This is a genomic window from Streptomyces cadmiisoli (genome assembly GCF_003261055.1).
Taxonomy (GTDB): domain Bacteria; phylum Actinomycetota; class Actinomycetes; order Streptomycetales; family Streptomycetaceae; genus Streptomyces; species Streptomyces cadmiisoli.
In genome coordinates this window covers 8,633,224-8,652,331 of record NZ_CP030073.1, presented here as the reverse complement: position 1 = coordinate 8,652,331, position 19,108 = coordinate 8,633,224, and the positions used below count along the sequence as shown (strand labels likewise).

At 66.2% G+C, this 19,108-nt stretch carries 17 protein-coding genes and 2 pseudogenes; 11 read left to right on the top strand and 8 right to left on the bottom strand.

Annotated features, from left to right (window positions below):
• The first annotated feature begins 123 nt into the window (after nucleotides 1-123).
• From DN051_RS38060 to DN051_RS38050, 3 genes are all read left to right on the top strand, one after another.
• Nucleotides 124-396: a hypothetical protein gene (locus DN051_RS38060; RefSeq protein WP_112441410.1), complete on the top strand. Its 273-nt coding sequence runs from the start codon at nucleotides 124-126 to the stop codon at nucleotides 394-396.
• Between the two features lie 421 nt (nucleotides 397-817).
• Nucleotides 818-1,249, top strand: a complete 432-nt coding sequence (locus DN051_RS38055) for an NfeD family protein (protein ID WP_112441408.1) — start codon at nucleotides 818-820, stop codon at nucleotides 1,247-1,249.
• Nucleotides 1,250-1,253: 4 nt separating this feature from the next.
• Nucleotides 1,254-2,294 carry an SPFH domain-containing protein gene (locus tag DN051_RS38050; RefSeq protein ID WP_112441406.1) on the top strand — a complete coding sequence of 347 codons (1,041 nt, stop codon included), beginning with the start codon at nucleotides 1,254-1,256 and terminating at the stop codon, nucleotides 2,292-2,294.
• Nucleotides 2,295-2,598: 304 nt separating this feature from the next.
• On the opposite strand, the gene DN051_RS38045 is transcribed toward DN051_RS38050, so the two are convergent.
• Nucleotides 2,599-3,315, bottom strand: a complete 717-nt coding sequence (locus tag DN051_RS38045) for a TetR/AcrR family transcriptional regulator C-terminal domain-containing protein (protein ID WP_112441404.1) — start codon at nucleotides 3,313-3,315, stop codon at nucleotides 2,599-2,601.
• A 94-nt stretch (nucleotides 3,316-3,409) separates the two neighbouring features.
• Here DN051_RS38045 and DN051_RS38040 point away from each other — a divergent pair, with 94 nt between their 5' ends.
• Nucleotides 3,410-5,119 (top strand): CocE/NonD family hydrolase, encoded by a 1,710-nt coding sequence (locus DN051_RS38040; protein ID WP_112441401.1) that lies wholly within the window; start codon nucleotides 3,410-3,412, stop codon nucleotides 5,117-5,119.
• A gap of 171 nt (nucleotides 5,120-5,290) precedes the next feature.
• Here the strand turns inward: DN051_RS38040 and DN051_RS38035 are convergent, their stop codons facing one another.
• Both DN051_RS38035 and DN051_RS38030 read right to left on the bottom strand, forming a co-directional pair.
• The gene (locus tag DN051_RS38035) at nucleotides 5,291-5,761 is read right to left on the bottom strand and encodes a hypothetical protein (RefSeq protein WP_053763422.1); all 471 of its coding nucleotides are present in this window, start codon (nucleotides 5,759-5,761) and stop codon (nucleotides 5,291-5,293) included.
• A gap of 242 nt (nucleotides 5,762-6,003) precedes the next feature.
• Entirely contained in the window at nucleotides 6,004-6,795 is a 792-nt protein-coding gene (locus DN051_RS38030) for an aminoglycoside adenylyltransferase family protein (RefSeq protein ID WP_112441399.1), read from the bottom strand.
• A 318-nt stretch (nucleotides 6,796-7,113) separates the two neighbouring features.
• Between DN051_RS38030 and DN051_RS46785 the strand changes: the two are divergent.
• Nucleotides 7,114-7,454 (top strand): annotated as a pseudogene (locus tag DN051_RS46785) (transposase family protein); the annotation flags it as partial.
• A gap of 151 nt (nucleotides 7,455-7,605) precedes the next feature.
• Here DN051_RS46785 and DN051_RS38020 read toward each other — a convergent pair.
• From DN051_RS38020 to DN051_RS38010, 4 genes are all read right to left on the bottom strand, one after another.
• Entirely contained in the window at nucleotides 7,606-8,637 is a 1,032-nt protein-coding gene (locus tag DN051_RS38020; RefSeq protein ID WP_112441396.1) for a DUF6301 family protein, read from the bottom strand.
• A gap of 373 nt (nucleotides 8,638-9,010) precedes the next feature.
• A complete protein-coding gene (locus DN051_RS38015; protein WP_425471700.1) occupies nucleotides 9,011-10,294 on the bottom strand; it encodes a sensor histidine kinase in 1,284 nt (427 codons plus the stop codon).
• A gap of 575 nt (nucleotides 10,295-10,869) precedes the next feature.
• Entirely contained in the window at nucleotides 10,870-10,992 is a 123-nt protein-coding gene (locus DN051_RS47360; protein WP_281289046.1) for a hypothetical protein, read from the bottom strand.
• Between the two features lie 368 nt (nucleotides 10,993-11,360).
• Nucleotides 11,361-12,095: a YcxB family protein gene (locus tag DN051_RS38010; protein ID WP_246040754.1), complete on the bottom strand. Its 735-nt coding sequence runs from the start codon at nucleotides 12,093-12,095 to the stop codon at nucleotides 11,361-11,363.
• On the opposite strand from DN051_RS38010, the gene DN051_RS47600 reads away from it, so the two are divergent.
• The 3 genes from DN051_RS47600 to DN051_RS37995 are packed head-to-tail and all read left to right on the top strand — an operon-like array spanning nucleotide 12,028 to nucleotide 15,127.
• On the top strand, nucleotides 12,028-12,480 hold the full coding sequence (locus DN051_RS47600; protein WP_199314784.1) for a Tn3 family transposase: 453 nt from the start codon (nucleotides 12,028-12,030) through the stop codon (nucleotides 12,478-12,480). The two genes, DN051_RS38010 and DN051_RS47600, sit on opposite strands and share 68 nt — an antisense overlap.
• A 59-nt stretch (nucleotides 12,481-12,539) precedes the next feature.
• The gene (locus tag DN051_RS38000; protein ID WP_112441391.1) at nucleotides 12,540-13,979 is read left to right on the top strand and encodes a hypothetical protein; all 1,440 of its coding nucleotides are present in this window, start codon (nucleotides 12,540-12,542) and stop codon (nucleotides 13,977-13,979) included.
• Nucleotides 13,976-15,127 carry an ARPP-2 domain-containing protein gene (locus DN051_RS37995; protein ID WP_112441389.1) on the top strand — a complete coding sequence of 384 codons (1,152 nt, stop codon included), beginning with the start codon at nucleotides 13,976-13,978 and terminating at the stop codon, nucleotides 15,125-15,127. The genes DN051_RS38000 and DN051_RS37995 overlap by 4 nt, the downstream gene beginning before the upstream one ends.
• A gap of 114 nt (nucleotides 15,128-15,241) precedes the next feature.
• Here the strand turns inward: DN051_RS37995 and DN051_RS37990 are convergent, their stop codons facing one another.
• Nucleotides 15,242-16,495 (bottom strand): hypothetical protein, encoded by a 1,254-nt coding sequence (locus tag DN051_RS37990; protein ID WP_112441387.1) that lies wholly within the window; start codon nucleotides 16,493-16,495, stop codon nucleotides 15,242-15,244.
• Between the two features lie 86 nt (nucleotides 16,496-16,581).
• Here DN051_RS37990 and DN051_RS37985 point away from each other — a divergent pair.
• The 3 genes and pseudogenes from DN051_RS37985 to DN051_RS37975 all read left to right on the top strand — a co-directional run bounded on the left by DN051_RS37985 (nucleotide 16,582) and on the right by DN051_RS37975 (nucleotide 18,829).
• Nucleotides 16,582-17,153, top strand: a pseudogene (locus DN051_RS37985) (DUF4253 domain-containing protein).
• Nucleotides 17,154-17,293: 140 nt separating this feature from the next.
• On the top strand, nucleotides 17,294-17,872 hold the full coding sequence (locus tag DN051_RS46775) for a hypothetical protein (RefSeq protein ID WP_246040752.1): 579 nt from the start codon (nucleotides 17,294-17,296) through the stop codon (nucleotides 17,870-17,872).
• A 114-nt stretch (nucleotides 17,873-17,986) separates the two neighbouring features.
• Entirely contained in the window at nucleotides 17,987-18,829 is an 843-nt protein-coding gene (locus tag DN051_RS37975; RefSeq protein ID WP_112441385.1) for a hypothetical protein, read from the top strand.
• The last annotated feature ends 279 nt before the right edge of the window (nucleotides 18,830-19,108 follow it).

Here is a 19,108-nt window from a genome sequence, read left to right as displayed (position 1 = left end):
ACCTATGATTTCGGCATGCCATCTCCCAGTGGTGCTCCGAACCGGCGTCCCGGACGCGTGCTGTCCGATGGCCAGACGTCACGGGGGGTTGATCGAGTCATCAGAGGGTTGTCGTGGTGGTGGATGGCCACCCCCTTCATCCTGCTGACTCCCGCGATCGCCCTGGCGATGGGGTTTCCCGGGATACGAGATGAGTTCGGCAGGATATTCGGCCTGGCCGCCCTGATTGGCGCGGTGGTCGCACCGGTCATGGGATTCACAGTGGCGCTCGTCCAGCGTCGACGGCGGGATCGCCGGCGCTTCGCGATCATGGGAGCGGTGTCCAGCGTGCCGGTCCTCTTCTTCTGGATCTTCGGAGTACTCCTCGCCGAGTGTCCTGATGGATATCACTGCTAGGTCGTGACTACCCAGCGTCGCGCCCGCATTCGCTGAGATACGAGGGCGCCCGCGGCCTCGTAGGACGAGGCGCATTGTCGTAGCAAAGGGTGATGCCGCGCCTTCGCCTGGAGCGTCTGACGTACTGTTCCACGACGTTGCGATACTTGAGCATCATCCGCCGCCAATGATGGCCACCATGAGGGCTGGCACCCATTTATGGGCGAGGCGGACCTGTAAAGATGCGACGGACTGAGTGCTCGTCCGTCTCGATCTGGACCCATGCCCGCGAATCGCAGGCGGGCCGCGACGCCTAGTTCTACGAGCAAGTCGAGCCTCACCCTGATCCGGTAAAATTGGGACAAAGAATCATCTGAATCCAGGTCGGAGTGTAAAGGGAATTCATTAGGCCATCGCATCCTCCTGGGAAAAGAAGAGCATCATGGATCCATGGCTGATCTGGTTGATCATTGCGGCTGTTCTGGCCGCGGCGGAGATTTTCACACTCACTGCCGCGCTCGGAATGCTGAGCGCCGCTGCTCTGGTCACCTCGGGATTCGCCGCGATCGGATTGCCCCCGGCCTTCCAGTTCGTGTTGTTCGGCATCGTCGCCGCCATCAGTGTGCTGTTTGTACGGCCTGTTGCACTGCGTCATATCCGGAAGCCCCAGGCAGCACGTTTTGGCATAGACGCGCTGGTCGGCAAGGCCGCATACGTCGTCTCAGAGGTGACGGGCTCCGAGGGTAGGGTGCGCATCGACGGCGAGGAGTGGTCGGCCCGCGCCTATGACGACACGCTGGTGATCCCGTCCGGAGCAACCGTCGACGTCATAAAGATCAGTGGTGCCATCGCGTTCGTCTACCCCCGGGACTGAAGCCATGGATGTGTCAGCGTCTCTCATCGCCGGCCTGATCGTCGCCGTCATCGCGATCTTCACCGTTGTGCGGGCTGTCCGCATCGTGCCACAGGCGAGGGCCCGCAATGTCGAGCGACTCGGCCGCTACCACCGGACACTCAATCCGGGCCTCAATCTCATCATCCCCTACGTCGACCGGGTCCACCCGTTGATCGACCTGAGGGAGCAGGTCGTCTCCTTCAAACCCCAACCGGTCATCACCGAGGACAACCTCGTCGTCGAGATCGACACCGTCCTGTACTTTCAGGTCACCGACCCGAGAGCGGCGTTCTACGAGATCGCCAACTTCCTCCAGGCCGTCGAACAGCTCACCGTCACCACTTTGCGCAACGTCGTGGGTTCCATGGACCTGGAGAAGACGCTCACCTCACGGGACACCATCAACAGCCAGCTCCGCGGAGTGCTGGACGAGGCCACCGGCAAATGGGGACTCCGGGTCAACCGAGTGGAGATCAAGGCCATCGACCCGCCGCAGTCCATCAAGGACGCGATGCAGAAGCAGATGCGCGCCGAACGGGACAAGCGCGCAGCGATTCTCGGTGCCGAAGGACAGCGTCAGTCCCAGATCCTCACCGCAGAGGGTGACAAACAGGCCGCCGTCCTGCGTGCGGAGGGCAACCGTACCGCCGCGATCCTCCAGGCCGAGGGCCAGTCCCGGGCGATCGACGAGGTGTTCCAGGCCGTCCACCGCAATGATCCCGACCCCAAGCTCCTCGCCTACCAGTACCTCCAAGCGCTGCCCCAGCTCGCGCAGGGCAGCGGCAACAACTTCTGGGTGATCCCCAGCGAGATCACCTCTGCCCTCCACGGAGTTTCCCGAGCCTTCACCGAAGTGCTGCCCCCGTCGTCGGCCACCCGCGAGAAGCCGTCGAGCAACGACATGGCCGCCCAGGCTGCCAGCGACACGGCCCAGGCAGCGGAAGCTGCCGCCGAGGCCCTGGCCGACGCCGCACGAGCCGACAAACTCACCTCCGCCGAACCACCGCCCCGCCCGTCTCCCTGACCCACGACACGACCCCCTCGGCCAGGCACCGACACCAGGTGCTGATACGGACGTCGTATCAGCGGGGTGGTGCCGGCTGCGGCCCTTGGAGCTCCGCGTCGGGCCGACGATGCATGTGGCCAACCCGCCGGACTCGTGGGGCCTTCTGCGGATCATTGCCCACTCGTAGCCCTCCGGCCCAGCCGGGTCGCCGCAGAGGCCGCAGCCGTCGGCAAATGTCCGGCTCGGGGCCATCGCTCGGTCGGGCGAATGACGGCACATCCGTTTGTCTGCGAGACCGCGCACAGAGCGAGGCGGACCGAGATCAACTGGTGTCGAGGCCGTCGATCAGGCGGTTCAGGAACCGGGTGAAGGTGGCTTCGGGGGTGAGAAGGCGTCCGGGGGCGGAGAGGGCTTCGGCAAGTTCCGGGTGGTGGCCGTCCGCGGCGACAGCGGCAAGGTAGCGGGCCTCGGCCTCGACTCGGTCGGGGGACTGCGAGCCGGCTGCCTGCGCAATCTCATGGGCGACATGCCCGGCCACGAATGCCGTGAGTTGCGCGAAGATCTCCAGCTTCGCCGTCCCGTCCAGCCCGGAGGGCCGCAGGGCGGCGAGCACGCGTTCCAGAAAGTCCAGGGTGTTGGGTCCCGGGACACGGCGGCTGGACAGCGCGGCGGGCAGCCAGGGGTGTCGCAGCATCAGGGCGCGCTGGAGGTGGGCGATAGCTTTCAGGTCGGCGCGCCAGTCACCGGAGAGCGTGTGCCCGGTGGGCAGTTCGCCGCTGACGTGGTCGACCATCAGGTTCAGCAACGTCTCCTTGTCGGGGGCGTAGCTGTAGAGCGACATGACTCCGGCTCCGACCTGCGCGGCGACTTTCCGCATGGTGACGGCTTCGAGCCCCGCTGCGTCCGCCAAGGCGACGGCCGCCGCGGTGATCGCCTCTCGGCTGTAGGCGGGCTTGCGGCCCCTGCGGGGCTCGGCAGAGCTCAGCCAGAGCTGCTCCGGGTCCACGCCCTGGGCGCCGGCCCCTCCGTCACGCGGCACGCTCCACGCTCCTTTCCTTGATCGCGGCGGCGATGCGGGCCTCAGTCAAGCATGCTCTATTCTCGTACACTGTACGGAAATCAGGGAGGGGACGATGACATCACGCATGCACGGACCTGCGCCGAGGCCGGCCCGGAAACCGCCCTCCGGGAAACCCCCACTGGCCTCACGGATGCTGAGGGCGACGTGGCGACGTCTCCCGGCCAAACAGCACGATGCCGGGTGGGAGCCGGGGCTGATGGTGCCCGCCGCCGATGGCAGCCCGCTGATCACAGACCACTACTTCCCGCGCGCAGAAGGCGACTTCCCCACCCTCCTGGTGCGCTCGCCGTACGGCAGGGCCCTGCCGTGGTCCCCCATGTACGGCCTGCTCTTCGCGGAACACGGCTTTCACGTGGTCCTGCAGAGCTGCCGCGGCACCGGCGGTTCGGGGGGCGCGTTCGACTTATGGCGCAATGAGGCCGCCGACGGCCAGGCCACAGTGTCCTGGCTGCGCGAGCAGCCCTGGTTCAACGGAATGCTGGGAACCGTCGGCCCCAGTTACCTGGGATACGTGCAGTGGGCCCTCGCCCTGGACCCACCGCCGGAACTCAAGGCGATGGCGATACAGGTGGGCCTGCACGATCCCCACGCGCTCTTCCACGCGGCCGGCGCGCTACGCCTGGAAAATGCGCTCGCCGTCGGCGTAGGTATGACCTACCAGCACCAGGGCATGGCCCCGTTCGTGAGAGCGACACTGCGCCTGCGACGCCGCCTGCACGATGTCACCACCGCGCAGCCCCTGCGCGGGGCCCACACGTCGGCCCTCGGGGGCAAGGTGCCATGGCTGGACGACGTGATGACACACACGGACGCCAAGGACCCGTACTGGCGCGGCGCCTCGTTGGCACAAGCGGCGGAGCGACTCAGCGTGCCCACGATTCTGATCAGCGGATGGCACGACGCCCTGGTCGACCAGACCTTCGAGCAGTACGACCGGCTGCGTCGGGCGGGTTGCGAGACCGCCCTGCTCGTCGGCCCCTGGACCCACACCTCCGCGCTGCAGCAGGGATGGCCCGAGGTGTTCGCCGAGAGCCTCGCCTGGCTGCGCACCCACCTCCATGCCGACCCCTCCGCCCTTCGTCCCACCAGAGTGCGCGTGCACATCGGCGGCGAGAACGTATGGCGGAACCTCGACGACTGGCCGCAGGCCACATCCGTCAGCTCTTGGTTTCCCACGGCGCAGGGACACCTCACCCAACAGCCACCCACGGACTCCGCACCACTGACATCGTTCCGCTACGACCCGGGGAACCCCACCCCGTCCGTCGGGGGCCCTTTGCTCTCCCGGACCGCCGGTCCTCGCGACAACGGCAGCCTGGAGGCCCGCGACGATGTACTGACGTTCACCGGCCCCCCGCTCACAGAGCCCTTGGACGTCCTCGGCCGTGTCTCCGCGCGGTTGAGTATCTCCGCGGACACCGGTCATGCCGACGTCTTCACCCGCCTGTGCGACGTGGACCCACAAGGCCGCTCCGTCAACATATGCGACGGACTGGGCCGGCTGCGGACGGACGGGCAGGAGCCGTCGCGGATCACCGTGCCGATGAGTTCCACCGCCCACCGCTTCACCGTCGGTCACCGCCTGCGCTGGCAGATCAGCGGAGGCGCCCATCCGCGCTACGCCCGCAATCCCGGCAACGGAGGGTCGCCCGTGGACGCCACCACCTTCACACCGATACGTATGACGCTCCACGCGGACTCGGCGTTGATACTTGCGATGCCCGCCCACCACGCCGGGCTCAGACCTGCAAGGAACAGCTGACCTAACGAACCCGGACACTCGGCTCACTCTTCGACGCCGTCTTCGTCGGAGTGTGAACCGGTCGCCTTCACGGGGCCTGTCCGAAGGGGGCACGGCCCCACGACTTGTCGTTGCCGACCGACCGTGACGGTCCGCCCGAAGAACCCGACGGACCGTCACGAAAGCGTGAAGCTAGATCACATCAATCTCGCAGAACACCCCGTACCCCGGCCGCTCCTCACACCGCGCGAGCTCATGGTTGGAGATCTTGGTCCAGACGAAGGCGTTGACCTTCTTCGGATCGTCTCCCCCGTCTCCGTGGTCATGCACCCAATAGGTCGACTCCACCATGAAGCCGTCAGTGTCGGACCACGTGCCCCGGATGTCCTTGCTGCTCTTGTTACCGGGGAGCCACCAGTGGGTGCATGCAAGTGACCCGGCATTCCACGTAGAACACGTAGAAGAGCCGCCCGCGAAGTCGGCGATCTTCACGGTGTAGTTGCTGGGCAGGTAGTTGTAGACGACTCCGCAGATCATGCCGAAGGTGCAGCCCCCCATGGGGGTGACCTCGGACGTGGGTGCTGCCTTCGCGGTGCCGGACAGGACACCCGTGAGTAGCGTGGCAGCACCTATGAAGGTCCCGAGACGAGTGATCAGCTTCATGATCTGTTCTTGCCCCCTGGGTCGTGGTGCGGGCTCGCAAGTGAGCGACGCGCATCGGCATTCTGACATGGGCATGCCCGAGTTAGCCCCTGTCTCGTTGAGTTCACTTCAACTCGTTCTCCCGCTGCGAGTCGATCCTCTCCGCGTCGTGCGGCGGAGCACCGTTGACGACCGTCCGTCAGTACATCGAGCAGCAGAAACCTCCGCTCCAAGGTGCACGTCAGAGCACTCCTGAGATGCACTCATCCCCGGCGTGAACGTCGAGGCCTTCGGCAGGAGTCCCGGTTACGGTCGATCTCCACCCGCACCCTGTCCACATGCGGACGCACCTGAGCTCTCAGCTCGTCGCTCCAGGTCTCATCGCAGTAACGCCAGTTGAGATACAGCTGCCTGGCATGTTCGAGGACGGGGCGGTGTTCGGGCGGGAGCCGGGCGAGGGCCCAGTCGGCAGCGGCATCCTTCGACCTGATCTGGCCGGTAGCGAGCGTGGTCCAGACGCGCGCCAAGGTCAGTAGGACGTTTCGGGTGTCGCCATCCAGATCACCGAGCAGGCCGGGTACGCCCGCCACGCTCGCGCGGACGACGTCGGCCTGCGGGACGCGATCCAAAACCTCAGCAGGCGGAGGGCCAGTGAGGGGGTGGTTTCCGGCCAGTACCATGGTGATCAGCAGGGCCAGATCAGGCGTCGGCTCCGGCCGAGGAACCTCCCCGGCCTCGTACTCGGCGCGCAACCATTCCCCGTACAGGAAGTTGCAGGTCGGCCCATACCGCCACGGTCGGAGCTCAGCCTGGACGACCACGGTTAGTTCGACCGGGCGGGCCCCGTTCCGGGAGCCGGAGATCCCGAGCAGCCCTGCCAGAAGCGCCCGCCGCTCCCGCTCGTCCAACCCTCGCCGGGAGACGACCAGTACGTCCACGTCGCTCGCCGGCTTGAGGCCGCCGAGCACGGAGGACCCATGGAGGTAGGAGCCGATGGCCTCTGGCCCCAGCACCTTCCCGACCAGCCCCACGATCTCCTGAACCTGATCCGCCATTGCGCGAGTGTCTCCCGTGGCCAAACCGATCGCACCGCATTATGAGGGTGGCTCGGTGAGGTGGGGACAGCCTGATACCTCCAGCGTCCTCGACGGATCCTGCCGCCATCCGGCCGCGAAACCGGGTGCCGGGTGCCAACTGGTTGAGGGTCGTGGTTCGAACGTGCAGTGTCGACCAGGTTCGTGGCGCCATGTTGGTGCTGCACGAGGCTGCCTGAGGTGACTTCCAGCGCGGGACTCGTCATGCGCTGGGATCCAACGGCTGAGTCGCGCCGCCCGGGGTGGGCAGGCTCGACCACCATGTCTGAGACGCTACTTGACGCTGTTCGCGTACCGCGCGCCGGGGCGTGGGCCACGTACCGGCCCGGACCGGGTCCCGGCGGTCAAGGCCCGTTCGTCCCGGGCGATCCGCGGCTGGTGCAGGCGATATGGCATGGCCGTTACGATCCCTCAACGCTCTGACCAGGTCGCCATCCGCATCCGGCGGGGCTCCCGGAGCGGTCGGCCAGCCGACTTCGACGCGGAAGCGTACAAAGCACCGCAACGCTGTCGAGAGGTGCTTCGATCAGCACAAGCAGTTCCGCACCGTCGCGACCCGGTTCAACAAGCTCGCGGACCGCTACCAGGCCGGACTCCGCCTTGCCTCGCTGATCCTGTAGCTCCGCGAGGCCGCGTCTGCAATGGCTTGGCCAAGTCAAGTCCTGCGGTCGGCCGATCCGTCGTTCGCTCGATGTAACGGCACCCGGCGGAGGCGCGCGGTCACAGGCGACGAACCGCCACTCAGCGCTGACGCCTGCCACCGAGAACCGCTCAAGCTACGATGAAGAGGCTCAACGGCTCGTGGGTCTTGTCGCTCCACGCTTTGATCGTCAGATCCGACGGGCTCGGCACTCCCAGCACGTCGCGCAGCGTCTTCACCAACCTGGACGTCGTGGCGTCGTACTGCGCCGTAGTGGCGGGCCAAGGCAACTCGAGGTGCCAGTTCGTGAAGTGGGGCACGTCAGGCGGGCTCCAGCCGAGCGCGACCAGCTCCGCGTGCTCCTGTTCCGGCAACGGCTGCGCGAGGAGCGGGCCCGGGCTGATGATCGCCTCGGTCAGCAGCATCCGCGGGGTCTGCGCGAACTGCACACCGCGGTCGCCGTACAGCAGGATCACGATGTCTTCATCGGCGAGGTCCGCCAGGTCGCGGCGCAGCCGGCCGAAGAAGTCGCTCCAGTCTTTCAGAGCGCTCAAGTCCAGGTCGCGCCGCTCTTCGAAGTACTTGCGCTCGGTCCAGTCGGCGGTGACCCCCGCGGTGGTGCGGGTGATCCGCACGACGCAGTCAGTCAGGTGCCATACCTGCGAGGGCGTCTTGCCCGGGTGCGACTCGTCCGCGGGGCCCAACACCGACTCGGCTGCGGCAAGCACCTCGACGAAGCTGTCGTTGATCGGGGCGGCGTCCTCGTCGACGGCCGGCCAGTGGCTGATGCCCGAGAACCGGATATCGAGGTTGCGGACCTGCCCGTGGGAGATGTTGATCATCTGCAGCAGTTTCCCGAGGTCCCACGTCGCCCGGGCGACGATCGGGCCGTCGGGGACCGATTCGACGGTGGTCCAGCCGAGGTGCGCCATGAGCACGGGGACCTCGTCGCCCGACCAGGCCCATTGCCAGTCGCGGACGACGGTCAGCGTCGCGTGCACGGCGGCGGCGTCGGCGGTCTTGAAGTCGGTCACCACTGCTCCTCGGGCTCGTAGCCGGTCCGGGTCGATCATGGCCGTCTGGAACATGATCCAGCTGTCGGGCCGTCCGAGTACAACGAAGGACTCGATCTGGCCCGCGACGAGCAGTTTATGCATGGCCATGGCGGGGTCTTGCTTTGCCCGCCATCACCGGTTGCAGGTAGACGTCGGTGACCAGCACGCCGTGCACGTACTCCGGTCGTCCGCCGGGCATCCGCCCAGTCGCCAGCGTGTCCACCGGCATCGGGCGGCGGTGGCACCTTGAGAAGTTGGTGGATATCGGTGTGGAGGATGGGAGGGAAGTCCCTTCACCCATATCCGGGACAGGGTCAAGACTGCTCCGGCATGGGCGCATCGGCTCCGGCTCGGTTCCGATCACCGTCCCCATGGGGAGGCTACCTCCCCTCCCAGTGGAGATGCGCCCGCGCTTGGTACGCCTCGGGCGATGCCGAAACCGTAGCCGTCGCCACCCTGCGTACAGATCAAGCCCGTGTTGCTATTGCGGCAGTTGCACTCGAATCGTCAGCCCGCCACCTTCACGTGGCACGGCAAACACCGTTCCGCCGTGAGCTCGTGCAACTGACCGGACGATGGACAGCCCGAGACCCACCCCCTTGTCACTCCCGGTGCGCTCGGTGCGCAGCCGGCGGAACGGCTCGAAGAGGTTGTCGACCTCGTAGGCGGGGACCACCGGGCCGGTATTGGCCACGACCAGGACCGCCTGGCCGTGCTGGGCCTCGGTGTCTACCTGGATCCAGCCGTCCGCTGGGACGTTGTATCGGATGGCGTTCTGCACCAGGTTCAGCGCGATGCGCTCCAGCAGCACACCGTTGCCCTGGACCACTGCCTCCTTGCGCTCGCCACGGATCTCCACACCCTTGTCGTTTGCCTCGGACCGTGCCTGGTCGATCGCCTGCGAGGCGACCTCCGCCAGGTCCACGGGCTTGCGCTCCACGATCTGGTTGTCGCTGCGGGCAAGCAGCAGCAGGCCCTCGACAAGCTGCTCGCTGCGCTCGTTGGTCGCAAGGAGGGTCTTGCCGAGTTGCTGAAGTTCCACGGGGGCGCCGGGGTCGGAAAGATGAACCTCCAAGAGGGTGCGGTTGATCGCGAGAGGGGTGCGCAGCTCGTGCGACGCGTTGCCCACGAAGCGCTGCTGGGCCGTGAAGGCCCGTTCGAGGCGGTCGAGCATCTCGTCGAAGGTGTCGGACAGCTCCTTCAGTTCGTCGTCGGGTCCGTCCAGTTCGATGCGGCGGGACAGGTCCGTGCCGGCCACACGGCGCGCGGTGCGCGTGATGCGGCCCAGCGGCGACAGCACACGGCCCGCCATCACATACCCGAAGGCGAACGCCAAGACCGCCAGGGCCACCAGGGCACCGAGGGACCGGTGGAGGAGTGTGTTGAGCGCTGCAGTTCGCCGATCTGCCAAGCAGAGATCGAGAATGCTGTTGAACTCGCTGATGTTTTGAGCCTGGCCGACTTGAGGGCAGACATCACTCTGCAGCCTCATGTCGTAGCCCTCGAGGATTCGAAACCCGGCATTGCTGTCATCGAGGGCACGGGCCGTCAGGAGGTAAATGATCCCCAGGAGAAGTATTCCCGCGATCAGGAACATGCCACCGTACAGCAGCGTCAGCCGTATCCGGATCGTTGGGCGAAGCTGTGATGGGTTCCTAGGAATCTCAGGCCGGTGCCAAGGCCGTTCGGGAGCCTCGATCGGTATTGGTCCAGGCTCATATCCCGGACGCGGCGGCTGAGTGGGTGTCTCTTTCATTTCAGCCATCTCTCAAACACGTATCCATGTGTAGTGCCACTGGGCGGTTGGCGCCCGCCCATCCCCTCGGTACTGCCACACTGGTGGAAGCGAGAGGTCTACCGAGATCGCTCGGCCGGGCGACGAAGACAGAAGGGTTCAACTTCTCACTGGTCGTCAAATCTCCGATGGATGCGCGCCCTTCCCGACGTGGTCAGCGCTCCATCGTGCCTGCACAGCACGTAAACAGCCGGTAAGCGCGCCAGCAGCTGCGGTAACGAGCTCGGCCCCACATCGTCCCTCTCTGGCATGTGCGTCGCTCGCCAGGTGAAGGGCTTCGATGGACGCGAGGGGCACCAGCTGTGGCCGGACAGATCGCGTCCCATGCACGCCAACCCGGATCGGCAAACTACAGGGCCGCGTCTACGGGAGGGAGGCGGAGACCGAATCGCGAGCATTTGGCGATCACGCGGACTACGCCCGCAGCCTCGCCACCTTCAAGCAATCCACCGGCCCGCTGAAAGCCCGCGATGTCGTCCAAGCCCTTGACCACGAACTACTGTCGAACGACATCACAGAGGCCCACGCAAGGCTGAAACGCCTGGTCAAGATCGACATTGATCGCCGAGCAGCGCGACCAGACCGTCAAGTACGCCACTGACATCAACACCGGAAACTTCGCCAGGCAGCGGCACCCGAGTACCGACCAGCAGCTCAAACCGCTCCATAGGACGACTCTCGCGTAGCACTGCCTGGCAGAGCATCGCGGGAGCGGCCGGCGACGAACTTCCGCCAGGATCACGCGCCACCGCCTGCCAGCCTCCCCCAGACCTCTCTCAGGTCCCAGCAGTTGCCTACGGCCAGCCAGCACTCCGGCAGCGCGACGAATCGGCTCCTTGCAGGGCGAGCAGGTTGGATTTCCACACGGGCGGGAAGGTCATTGCCGCAGACGCACACAATGCGGCATCTCCCACCCCACCAGAGCACACCACGGCCAACAGCAGGTCACCGGCCCGGTACGGGAATCTCAGTCGCCCCGCGGCAGGCCCGCCGCGCCCAGATGTCGGTTCGAGCCCTTTCCGTGTACCCGCCTACGTCAGACCCGGTTGGAGTATCGGTCCAGGAGGGCACGCAGCCGGTCGACGTCGTCGGCCGTTGTCAGTCCACGCTTGGGGAGAACCTCGATGCACATGATGTTGGGGTCCCGGCTGAGCAGCACGAAGTGGCCGCGTGTCTCCCGGTAGCCCTGGAGGACCGACCACTTCTGAATGAGCGTGCAGTGGTCGCTGCTGGTGGCGATTCCGGCCGGGGACACAGTGGTGCGGTACTCCCCCTGCCATGCGACGATCCGCTGAACCTGGGCGGCGTGCAGCCGCGGATAGCCGGCCACCAGCAGGACAACGAACAGGAACAGAACGGTAGAGACCACGTCGACGCTGCCCCGGTTGACGGTGCCCAACAGCCACTGCCCTACCCACAGTGTGAGGAACACGCCGCGCAGCAGCAGCCCCCACCGCTTGATCCGCTGCCGGACCCGTAGACCGACCAATGTGTCGGCGGGCTGCGGGTGGTACACGAGTTGCACCGCCGCCTCGCCCACGACATCGGCGGCGCTGTCCGCACTGTTGTTGGTGATTTCGCGGCCCTCGGCCATGGCCCCTCCCCGGTAAGACGACCCGCGGATCTTACCGGCCCTCAATGCCGCGACGACCGGCTGCCGTCGCGGGCAAGTCAGCGATCGCATATGCCGCGCCGCGTAGGTCGTGAGCTTCGTGTTCACCGAACTGCTGAGCTTCCGTCCGCTGCCACGGCTCTCCTGCATCGGCAGCATCCGCCTGTCCTTCGCAGACGACACTCCGCTCAGCCGGCCGCTGCTGGGCGCCTCGCTGTCCCGGGCGATCCGTTGGGACCTGATCGCCGAGCAGCGCGACCGGACGGTCAAGTACGCCATCGCTCTCCGGCTGGGCACCGCGGAGGCGGACAGGGCTGCGGCGTTTCACTCGCGGTGGCCCCAGGCACCCCACCTACCAGGCCCCGCAAGGACTCGGCCGGGCAGTGCGCGCGATCTTCGCCTGCAACTCCATCGCCGGCAGGCCTGCGCGGCGGAATCTACGGCGACAGAAGTCAGTAGAGGGCTTGTGGCTTGCTCTGTTACGGTCCTGTGGCCGGCCGCGGGACTCCGGTGCGACTTCCGGAACCTGCCTCTGAAGCAATGATTCGCAGCTCGTGCCCCTATTCCCCGGCCGGCATCCGCACCTGTGGGGGGAAGAATCGGATGGATTCGTACGGGGACCTCATCGCAGCCGACGATGTGCTGCTCTTCGTCAACGCGGCGATCACCTCCACTGGCCAGCGTGAATTCCACAGCGACGCGGGCGAGCAGCGGCTGTCCTTGGACTTTCTCCATGCCTACATGCTGGGGAACTACCGAGACCTGTACGCCGGGGTCCTTGCCCTCGACATCAACGACCACAACGCAGCGCTCATCATCCGACGGCTGCTGGAGACTACCGGTGACGCCACTGCCGACCAGCGTCGCAGCGAGGGCCGACTCATTGCGAGCCGTCTGGCAACGCTGCCGCCGCAACGCGTCTACGGGCTCTTCGATGCCCTGCGCCGGGCCGGGGTGAACAACCGCCGCACCCGCGCCATCATCCGTGACTGGCTGTCCGCCCGACCGGACCTGGCGTTCGATGCCGTGAAGTACCGCAGCGGTCTCAAGCGAGCCCTCCGCCACGCACACCTTTCCCCCGCCACCGAAGAGCTGGGAACTTTCCTGTTCGTGCCGCTGACCCGCAAGCATTATGCGACACCGCTATTGGAGACATGGCGCCGCGCGCACTACGAGCAGGCCGCACTCTACGAGTTGCCCTATACAGCTGCCGAGGGCTTCGCCGCCAAACACGGCATCCCCCGGAATGTGTTCCTGGAGCGTATAGCTCCACGCATGACCCGCCTGGAGACCTTGCGGCTCCAGGATTCCGCGCACAAGATCGGGACCACGGGGATACAGGCGGACTTGGCCAGGATGCCGCTGACGCGGTTGGCGACCTATGTGCTTTCACTGCCGGTCCAGGACCGCCTGCACCGACGCGCCGAGCTGACCCACGCCCTGGAATCGGCCGCCGGCCGGGTGGCTGGATCCCACCGTGGCAGTTGGGGCAAGGTCACCGCCGTCCTGGACGACAGCTTTTCCTCCTTCGGTTCGGTTCACAAGCGTCATCGACCGCTGGCCGTTTCCCTGGCGTGCCACTATCTGCTCGGGGCCCTCGCCGACAACTACACCGGGCTGTGGACATCCGGTCGGACTGACGCGCTGCTGACCTATCCGTACGGGCCGACGCCGGTGGGTCGGCGGATCCTCGACGCGCTGGACACCACACCGTCCAGGCTGGTGATCGTCTCCGATGGATGGGACAACGCACCTCCCGGCCTGGCCGCCGAGGTGCTGCGCATCTGGCGGACCCGGCTCGACCCCGAGCGTCACACCAGCATCGTGCATCTCAACCCTGTCTACGACGCAGCAGATTTCGACGTGCGTCGGCTGTCCGCGGCCGTGCCCACCGCGGGTATCCGTGACGCCGAGGACCTTCCCGCGCTGGTGGAACTTGCCCAGTTCGCGGAAGGACGGACCGGACTGGCCGAACTGATCACCTACATGGACACCCGTGCCGCCCGAATGAACAGCGGACACCACCAGGAGCGGGCGCGATGACCACTCTGGACCTGACCGGTCTCGCCACCCGCCCCTCACAAGTCTGGGGTGCCGTCCGTCTCGTGCCACTCGTGCGTGACGAACCTGTCAACGATCTCCGTCTGCACCCGCAGCTCTACGACGATGCGGTCGGCCTGGTAGAGGTCGACCCGCGACATGCCTATGTCTCCTACATCCCGCACGGGTTCGTCGCCACGTGGACCGGGGACGGCACGCCGGCAGCCGCCTACGGCACCCAGCTTTCGGCCGACGGCAACTCGCCTCCCCGCGCCACAATGAGCCTGCGCTTCCATCGCAGAATGGCCCGCCGCCAGGCCAAGGACAGGCTGCGGTTCCTCCCCATGCACCTGGCGCTGGAAGGCTATCTGGCCCTGCACTTCGGCGGTCCCTCACTCGCCTGGGAAGAGTGGTCGCAGCGTGCGATCCGCCAGGGCCTCTCCCCGCGGGTCGAGGAAGCCTACGTGGGCGCCGAAGTACGCGGACTCGCCGACGCGCTACGCGTCTTCGAGATCCACCCCAACCAATGCGGCGTGATGGTCTACGTCGCCGACGCGCTCGCGGCCGCCTTCGCGGTCCCGCATCCCGACGACTACCGTGCGCTCCACCCGACACTCCTGCAGGACCTGTACGGCGAACTCATCCATCACTACGCCACGCTGATGGCGCCGGTGCAGGACTTCCGTGCCCGCATCGCTGACACGCACATCCGCTCCCTGGCCCACCTGCGCACGGCTGTTGCGGAACAGGAGCGCGCCTGGGGGCATTTTCACGACACGACCATGGCGGGCGGTCTGCTGGATCACGCGTACACCTGGCAGTCGGTCTACCAGATGGGAGGCTTCACACTCTCCCGCTTCCTGCCGGAGTTCCGTCCCAAGCAGGACAGTCACATCGGTGAGGCCATCACTGACGGCAGGGGCAGGATCGCCTACCTCAAGACATTCCGTCTGTCGGAGAGTCAGGTCCGTCGCGGTCACCTTCTCAGCAGGCTTGCCGCCAACGACTGGCACATCGCGGACACTGCAGCCGATCTCGGCATCCATGAGGCCCAACTGGGCCTGCGCCTGGAGTCCGCCGGCTTCGGTTTCCTGCTCCGTCAAGACGTCCTGGACCGGTACCGCAAGCAAAAGCGCACGCGGAGCAGATGAGCTCGGCCTGGAAGCATTGCGGCTGAGCCACGATCACACCAGAGAGGCTTTGCCAGGCCCTTTGCAGTTGAGGGTGTAGTCGGACTGCGTACATGGCTGACGGCCGGCGCTCGCTCAGCCTTCCTCGTCGCGTTCCCTCTCGTCCCCGCGGCGACGGCGCGCTCGCTCGGCGATCCCGCCGGAGAGCTTGCCCTTTACCAAGCTGGCCCGGTCGAGGGTCTCAATGCCAAGGCTCTTGGCCACATCGACGCCCTTTGCTCCTGTCTCAAGCGCCTTGTCCCTCGCCTCCGCTGCCGCGTCCACCCATCGTCTCGCCTCCGGCGACCGGCTACCGGACTCAAGCCCGAGCCGCCCATGGAAGTCATGGACGCCGGTCGCGACATGGTTACTGGCCTGGACCACCGCCGGGGACTTGGTCGGGTGCAGCAGCACCCTCGCGTTGGCCGTCCCAGCAGCCACATTCATCCTTGCCACCAGACGCTCGGTGCTCCGCAAGATGTGTTCCAACCGGTCCGCCCGGGCAGCCTTCAGGCCGAGGCGATGCCCGTTCAGCTGCTCCGGAGACACATCCAGCACCCGGTCGAGTTCGAGCACGGCGATCGCGTCCTGCAGTTGGAAACAGCGAGCCAGTACAGCGAGCCACTCCCGAACGCGGTCTTCAGCTTCCTTGGCCGTTGCGGCGAGATCACCAATCTTGGTCTTGCTCTCCATCTCATCGGCTACTGCGTCGAGTTGACGCAATGCGTACGCCTGGGTTTCGGCGATCGTAGCCGGTGCGGTCTGAACCTTCGACCACGTGACCTCGTCGACCCTGCTCCTCTTCTCCCGGATGGTCATGGCCTCCTCGATGACGAAGCCGACTCCGATCATGCGGGCCAACACAGCGTCCTTCTGGGCGCGCAGCACGTCGTCGACCTTCTTGTCGATCACGGCGAGATAGTCGGTGATCTCGTCCATGGTCTGTTGCATCGCAACCTGCGCCATGATCCTCCCGGCATTGGCGAGAATCGCCGGGTTGGTCAGAAGCGATCGAGGCGCTTTCGCGAATTCGACGAATCCCCTGATCTGGCCCTTGTGCCCCTTCACGATACCTGTGCTGAGTCCCGTCTTCGAGCTTTCCCTCAGCCCGTACTTCTTGACGAGCAGGGCAGACTTCGGAGTCAGCTTGACCCAGCGACCGGAGTTGGCGGAAATCTCCGAACCGGCCTGAGCAAGTGCAGCCCCGGTATCGAAGACGGTCTTGAGCCGTTGCAGTCCAAGGTCTCTCGACGACAGTCCCTCCGAGACGAGGAAGCGTTCGACATCCGTTGCATTCCCGATGACCGCCAGTCCATCACCGTCACTGATCAGCTGAATCTCGTTGTCCATCGCCCGCTCCTCAAGTGGCCTCACGCAGTTGAGAGTAGTCGTAAGGCACGCGGTGATCGCCGGACAGAAGCCGACGTCTTGTGGTGATGGGAGAGCCCTCCCCGGCAAGCCACGATCCTGCCGGCCTCCTCGCACGGTGGTGGGCTACCTACACCGCCGTCGACGAAGACGACGACATGCTCGATACCGAAAGGCGCCTCACCGTCACGGCTCCCTTCGGACAGATCTGGCCCGGCCTCGCGCCCCGGCGGCGAACGGCAACGAACCCCGAGCAACTGGCCTCCGAGTTCGCGCAGGCTTTCCTCGCCGACCGCCCACAGACACACCTGGGGCCGGTCGCCACAGCGTCCGGCGCCGAGGCGTTGACTGCCGTGGGCTGGGCCGGGCCCTGCAACTACGGCAACGACACCGCGCAGCTCGCCGCAGTCGTTCGCGACGAGGAGCACCGGTTCGGATCCCGTGTCGTCGCGGTCGGCTTTGCCACGCTGCGCCTCAGCGTCGCCGTGCCATCGGCAACGAGCACGAGGCTCTACTGATCGCGGCCGAGCACTTCGCCATCTGCCCGGACAACACCTGGCAGGGCAGCAGACCCTGCGCACTGACCGCGTACGCCGAACGGATCACCGGCGCCCACCACTGGGACTTCTGGTGGGACTGATCCGGTTCCCAGGAAACGCTCACCCGTCCCGAGTGAAGCGGCCTTCAAGCGGTCCGCGCGCCCCGGCGGAGCCTGGTGAAAAGCCGAAGGCATCTGAGCGCGGAAAGATCGATAACCTGTGCAGCCTGGTATGCGGCTTTGTGATCAAGACTGAGGCGGTGCGCAAGTTGGGCGTCTGGACGGTTGTCGATGAAGCGGACCGAGTTCAATGGGAGATGCTCGCTGGTGAGGGCGTTGGACCGCTGCGTTTCGGGATGTCGCACGACGAAGCGGCCGCGTCAGTCGCAGACGTATTGAGCCCTGTCTCCACTCGTGGCGGCTATGGCAGCCCTGCGGCGAGTTCGGAATTCTCTCTTGTCGGTACATCGGTCGCGCCGGCTGTGACGACTTACTACGAAGCCGGCAGCCTGGCTTGCGTGGCAGTGAACGCACTTCGCGGTCCACAGATCACTTTGGACGGGCTACGGCTCGTCGGCCGTGTCCCGTCCATACTCGAAGACGCCTTCACCGAGTACACGTCCACGAACGGCCACGATCTACGGTACTCGCAGCACGCGGATCCAGGTTCTGAGACTCTCGGAGTCGTCCTGCGCGCTCAACGCGCCGGCGACGTCGTCCTGAGCAGGCCCGTGTTGGTCGCTCCCATCTGGGCCGAGCGCTGCTGTGATGTCACCGAAGGTTGCATTCCCACTGAGGAGTGGCGAGACCGCGTCTGGTGATGGGGAAGGTGACCAGCTTGGTGGGTCCCTGATGGTGGGCAGCGATCCTCGACCGGTCTCTTCGCCCAGGCGGCGGGCTGTCGGCCCGAGGTGCTGACGTAGGCTGCGCTCGTCATGGACACGCACGCCGAACCCGAGCCGACCTGGCACGTTCCTTCACGTGAAGCGATCGTCTCCGGTCCGCCGATCCGGCAACTCTTCCGGGACGTCATTACCGACCGCCTGCCGGGTCAGAGGCCGCCTCAGGCAGCAATGCTGTTTGACCTCGAGGTCGATCCCTCCTGGAATGACCGGAGCTTCCTCTCGGACTTCTACAACGAGATCCTCCACCAGGACACGTGCCAGTCGGCCACCGCCGACGGCATCGCTCTGCTCGCGGCGCTGGCTGTCGACGACCGGGTGCCGCCCCGTCAACGGTTCGAGGCAGTGCAGCTCCTGTTCAGCGCCGCCACCGTTTCCGAACGCCACCTCGCCGCAACCTGGCCGGCCGCCCCGCAGCATGCCGATCCCACCAGCGAGGTCCGGACTCGGGTTGCCGTCCAATCCTGTACCCCGGACCTGCTGGCCCGATGGTCAGCCGAATGCGCGGCGGTCCGGCTGGTTCTCGCCAGCCTCGCCATCGTCTTCCCGACAGACCGCACCCTGCCCGCCCTGACCCCGCGCCTGGCGGGCTTCGCCGACCAGCACCCGCAAGGCACCGACGTAGGCGACTACGTACGATTCGTGCTGGTGCTCGCCGCCCAGGCCGACGACCGCACCCTCAGAGCAACCGAGGAACTCACCGACGCCTACTGGACGGGCACAGCACGCGGAGTGCCGACGCGGGCACGAGCCCTCCACCTCGTCGACCAGATGCTGACCAAGATCAGAACCGGGCTCACCCGAAGCACCGGACCGAGCACTACCTGGCCCTCGGAGTTATGGCGACGGTACTCATCTGCTCCCGTCGCCGGATGAGCTGAGGCATCGTGAGCTGACAGTGATTCTGGCTGGTCAGAGGCCCGACGGATGGTTTTGCGAGCTTCCCTCAGGGGGGCATCACGCGGGGTCGGTTGGAACAGTGGCCCGTTCTGTGCCAGTGCCACCGTCCGGCAGAGCACAACCAGCCACCCGTCCCCAAGGCCGCCGCTGCTCACCTGCACCCGCCTGAAGGGGCTCGAATTGACGCACCAGCGGTTCCCGGGACGAATCTGTCCCGCAGCCGAAGCGCACCCACCCTTCACAGACCTGTCCGAC

What these genes read in the sequence shown, in the direction of transcription:
- DN051_RS47360 (WP_281289046.1), bottom strand. Translation starts at nt 10,992, where the DNA reads ATGGAGCGGTTTGAGCTGCTGGTCGGTACTCGGGTGCCGCTGCCTGGC.
- DN051_RS38035 (WP_053763422.1), bottom strand. Translation starts at nt 5,761, where the DNA reads ATGAAGCTGATCACTCGTCTCGGGACCTTCATAGGTGCTGCCACGCTA.
- DN051_RS37990 (WP_112441387.1), bottom strand. Translation starts at nt 16,495, where the DNA reads ATGGACAACGAGATTCAGCTGATCAGTGACGGTGATGGACTGGCGGTC.
- DN051_RS38000 (WP_112441391.1), top strand. Translation starts at nt 12,540, where the DNA reads ATGGATTCGTACGGGGACCTCATCGCAGCCGACGATGTGCTGCTCTTC.
- DN051_RS38015 (WP_425471700.1), bottom strand. Translation starts at nt 10,294, where the DNA reads ATGGCTGAAATGAAAGAGACACCCACTCAGCCGCCGCGTCCGGGATAT.
- DN051_RS38060 (WP_112441410.1), top strand. Translation starts at nt 124, where the DNA reads ATGGCCACCCCCTTCATCCTGCTGACTCCCGCGATCGCCCTGGCGATG.
- DN051_RS38020 (WP_112441396.1), bottom strand. Translation starts at nt 8,637, where the DNA reads ATGGCCATGCATAAACTGCTCGTCGCGGGCCAGATCGAGTCCTTCGTT.
- DN051_RS37995 (WP_112441389.1), top strand. Translation starts at nt 13,976, where the DNA reads ATGACCACTCTGGACCTGACCGGTCTCGCCACCCGCCCCTCACAAGTC.
- DN051_RS38040 (WP_112441401.1), top strand. Translation starts at nt 3,410, where the DNA reads ATGACATCACGCATGCACGGACCTGCGCCGAGGCCGGCCCGGAAACCG.
- DN051_RS38030 (WP_112441399.1), bottom strand. Translation starts at nt 6,795, where the DNA reads ATGGCGGATCAGGTTCAGGAGATCGTGGGGCTGGTCGGGAAGGTGCTG.
- DN051_RS38010 (WP_246040754.1), bottom strand. Translation starts at nt 12,095, where the DNA reads ATGCTGCCGATGCAGGAGAGCCGTGGCAGCGGACGGAAGCTCAGCAGT.
- DN051_RS38050 (WP_112441406.1), top strand. Translation starts at nt 1,254, where the DNA reads ATGGATGTGTCAGCGTCTCTCATCGCCGGCCTGATCGTCGCCGTCATC.
- DN051_RS37975 (WP_112441385.1), top strand. Translation starts at nt 17,987, where the DNA reads ATGGACACGCACGCCGAACCCGAGCCGACCTGGCACGTTCCTTCACGT.
- DN051_RS38055 (WP_112441408.1), top strand. Translation starts at nt 818, where the DNA reads ATGGATCCATGGCTGATCTGGTTGATCATTGCGGCTGTTCTGGCCGCG.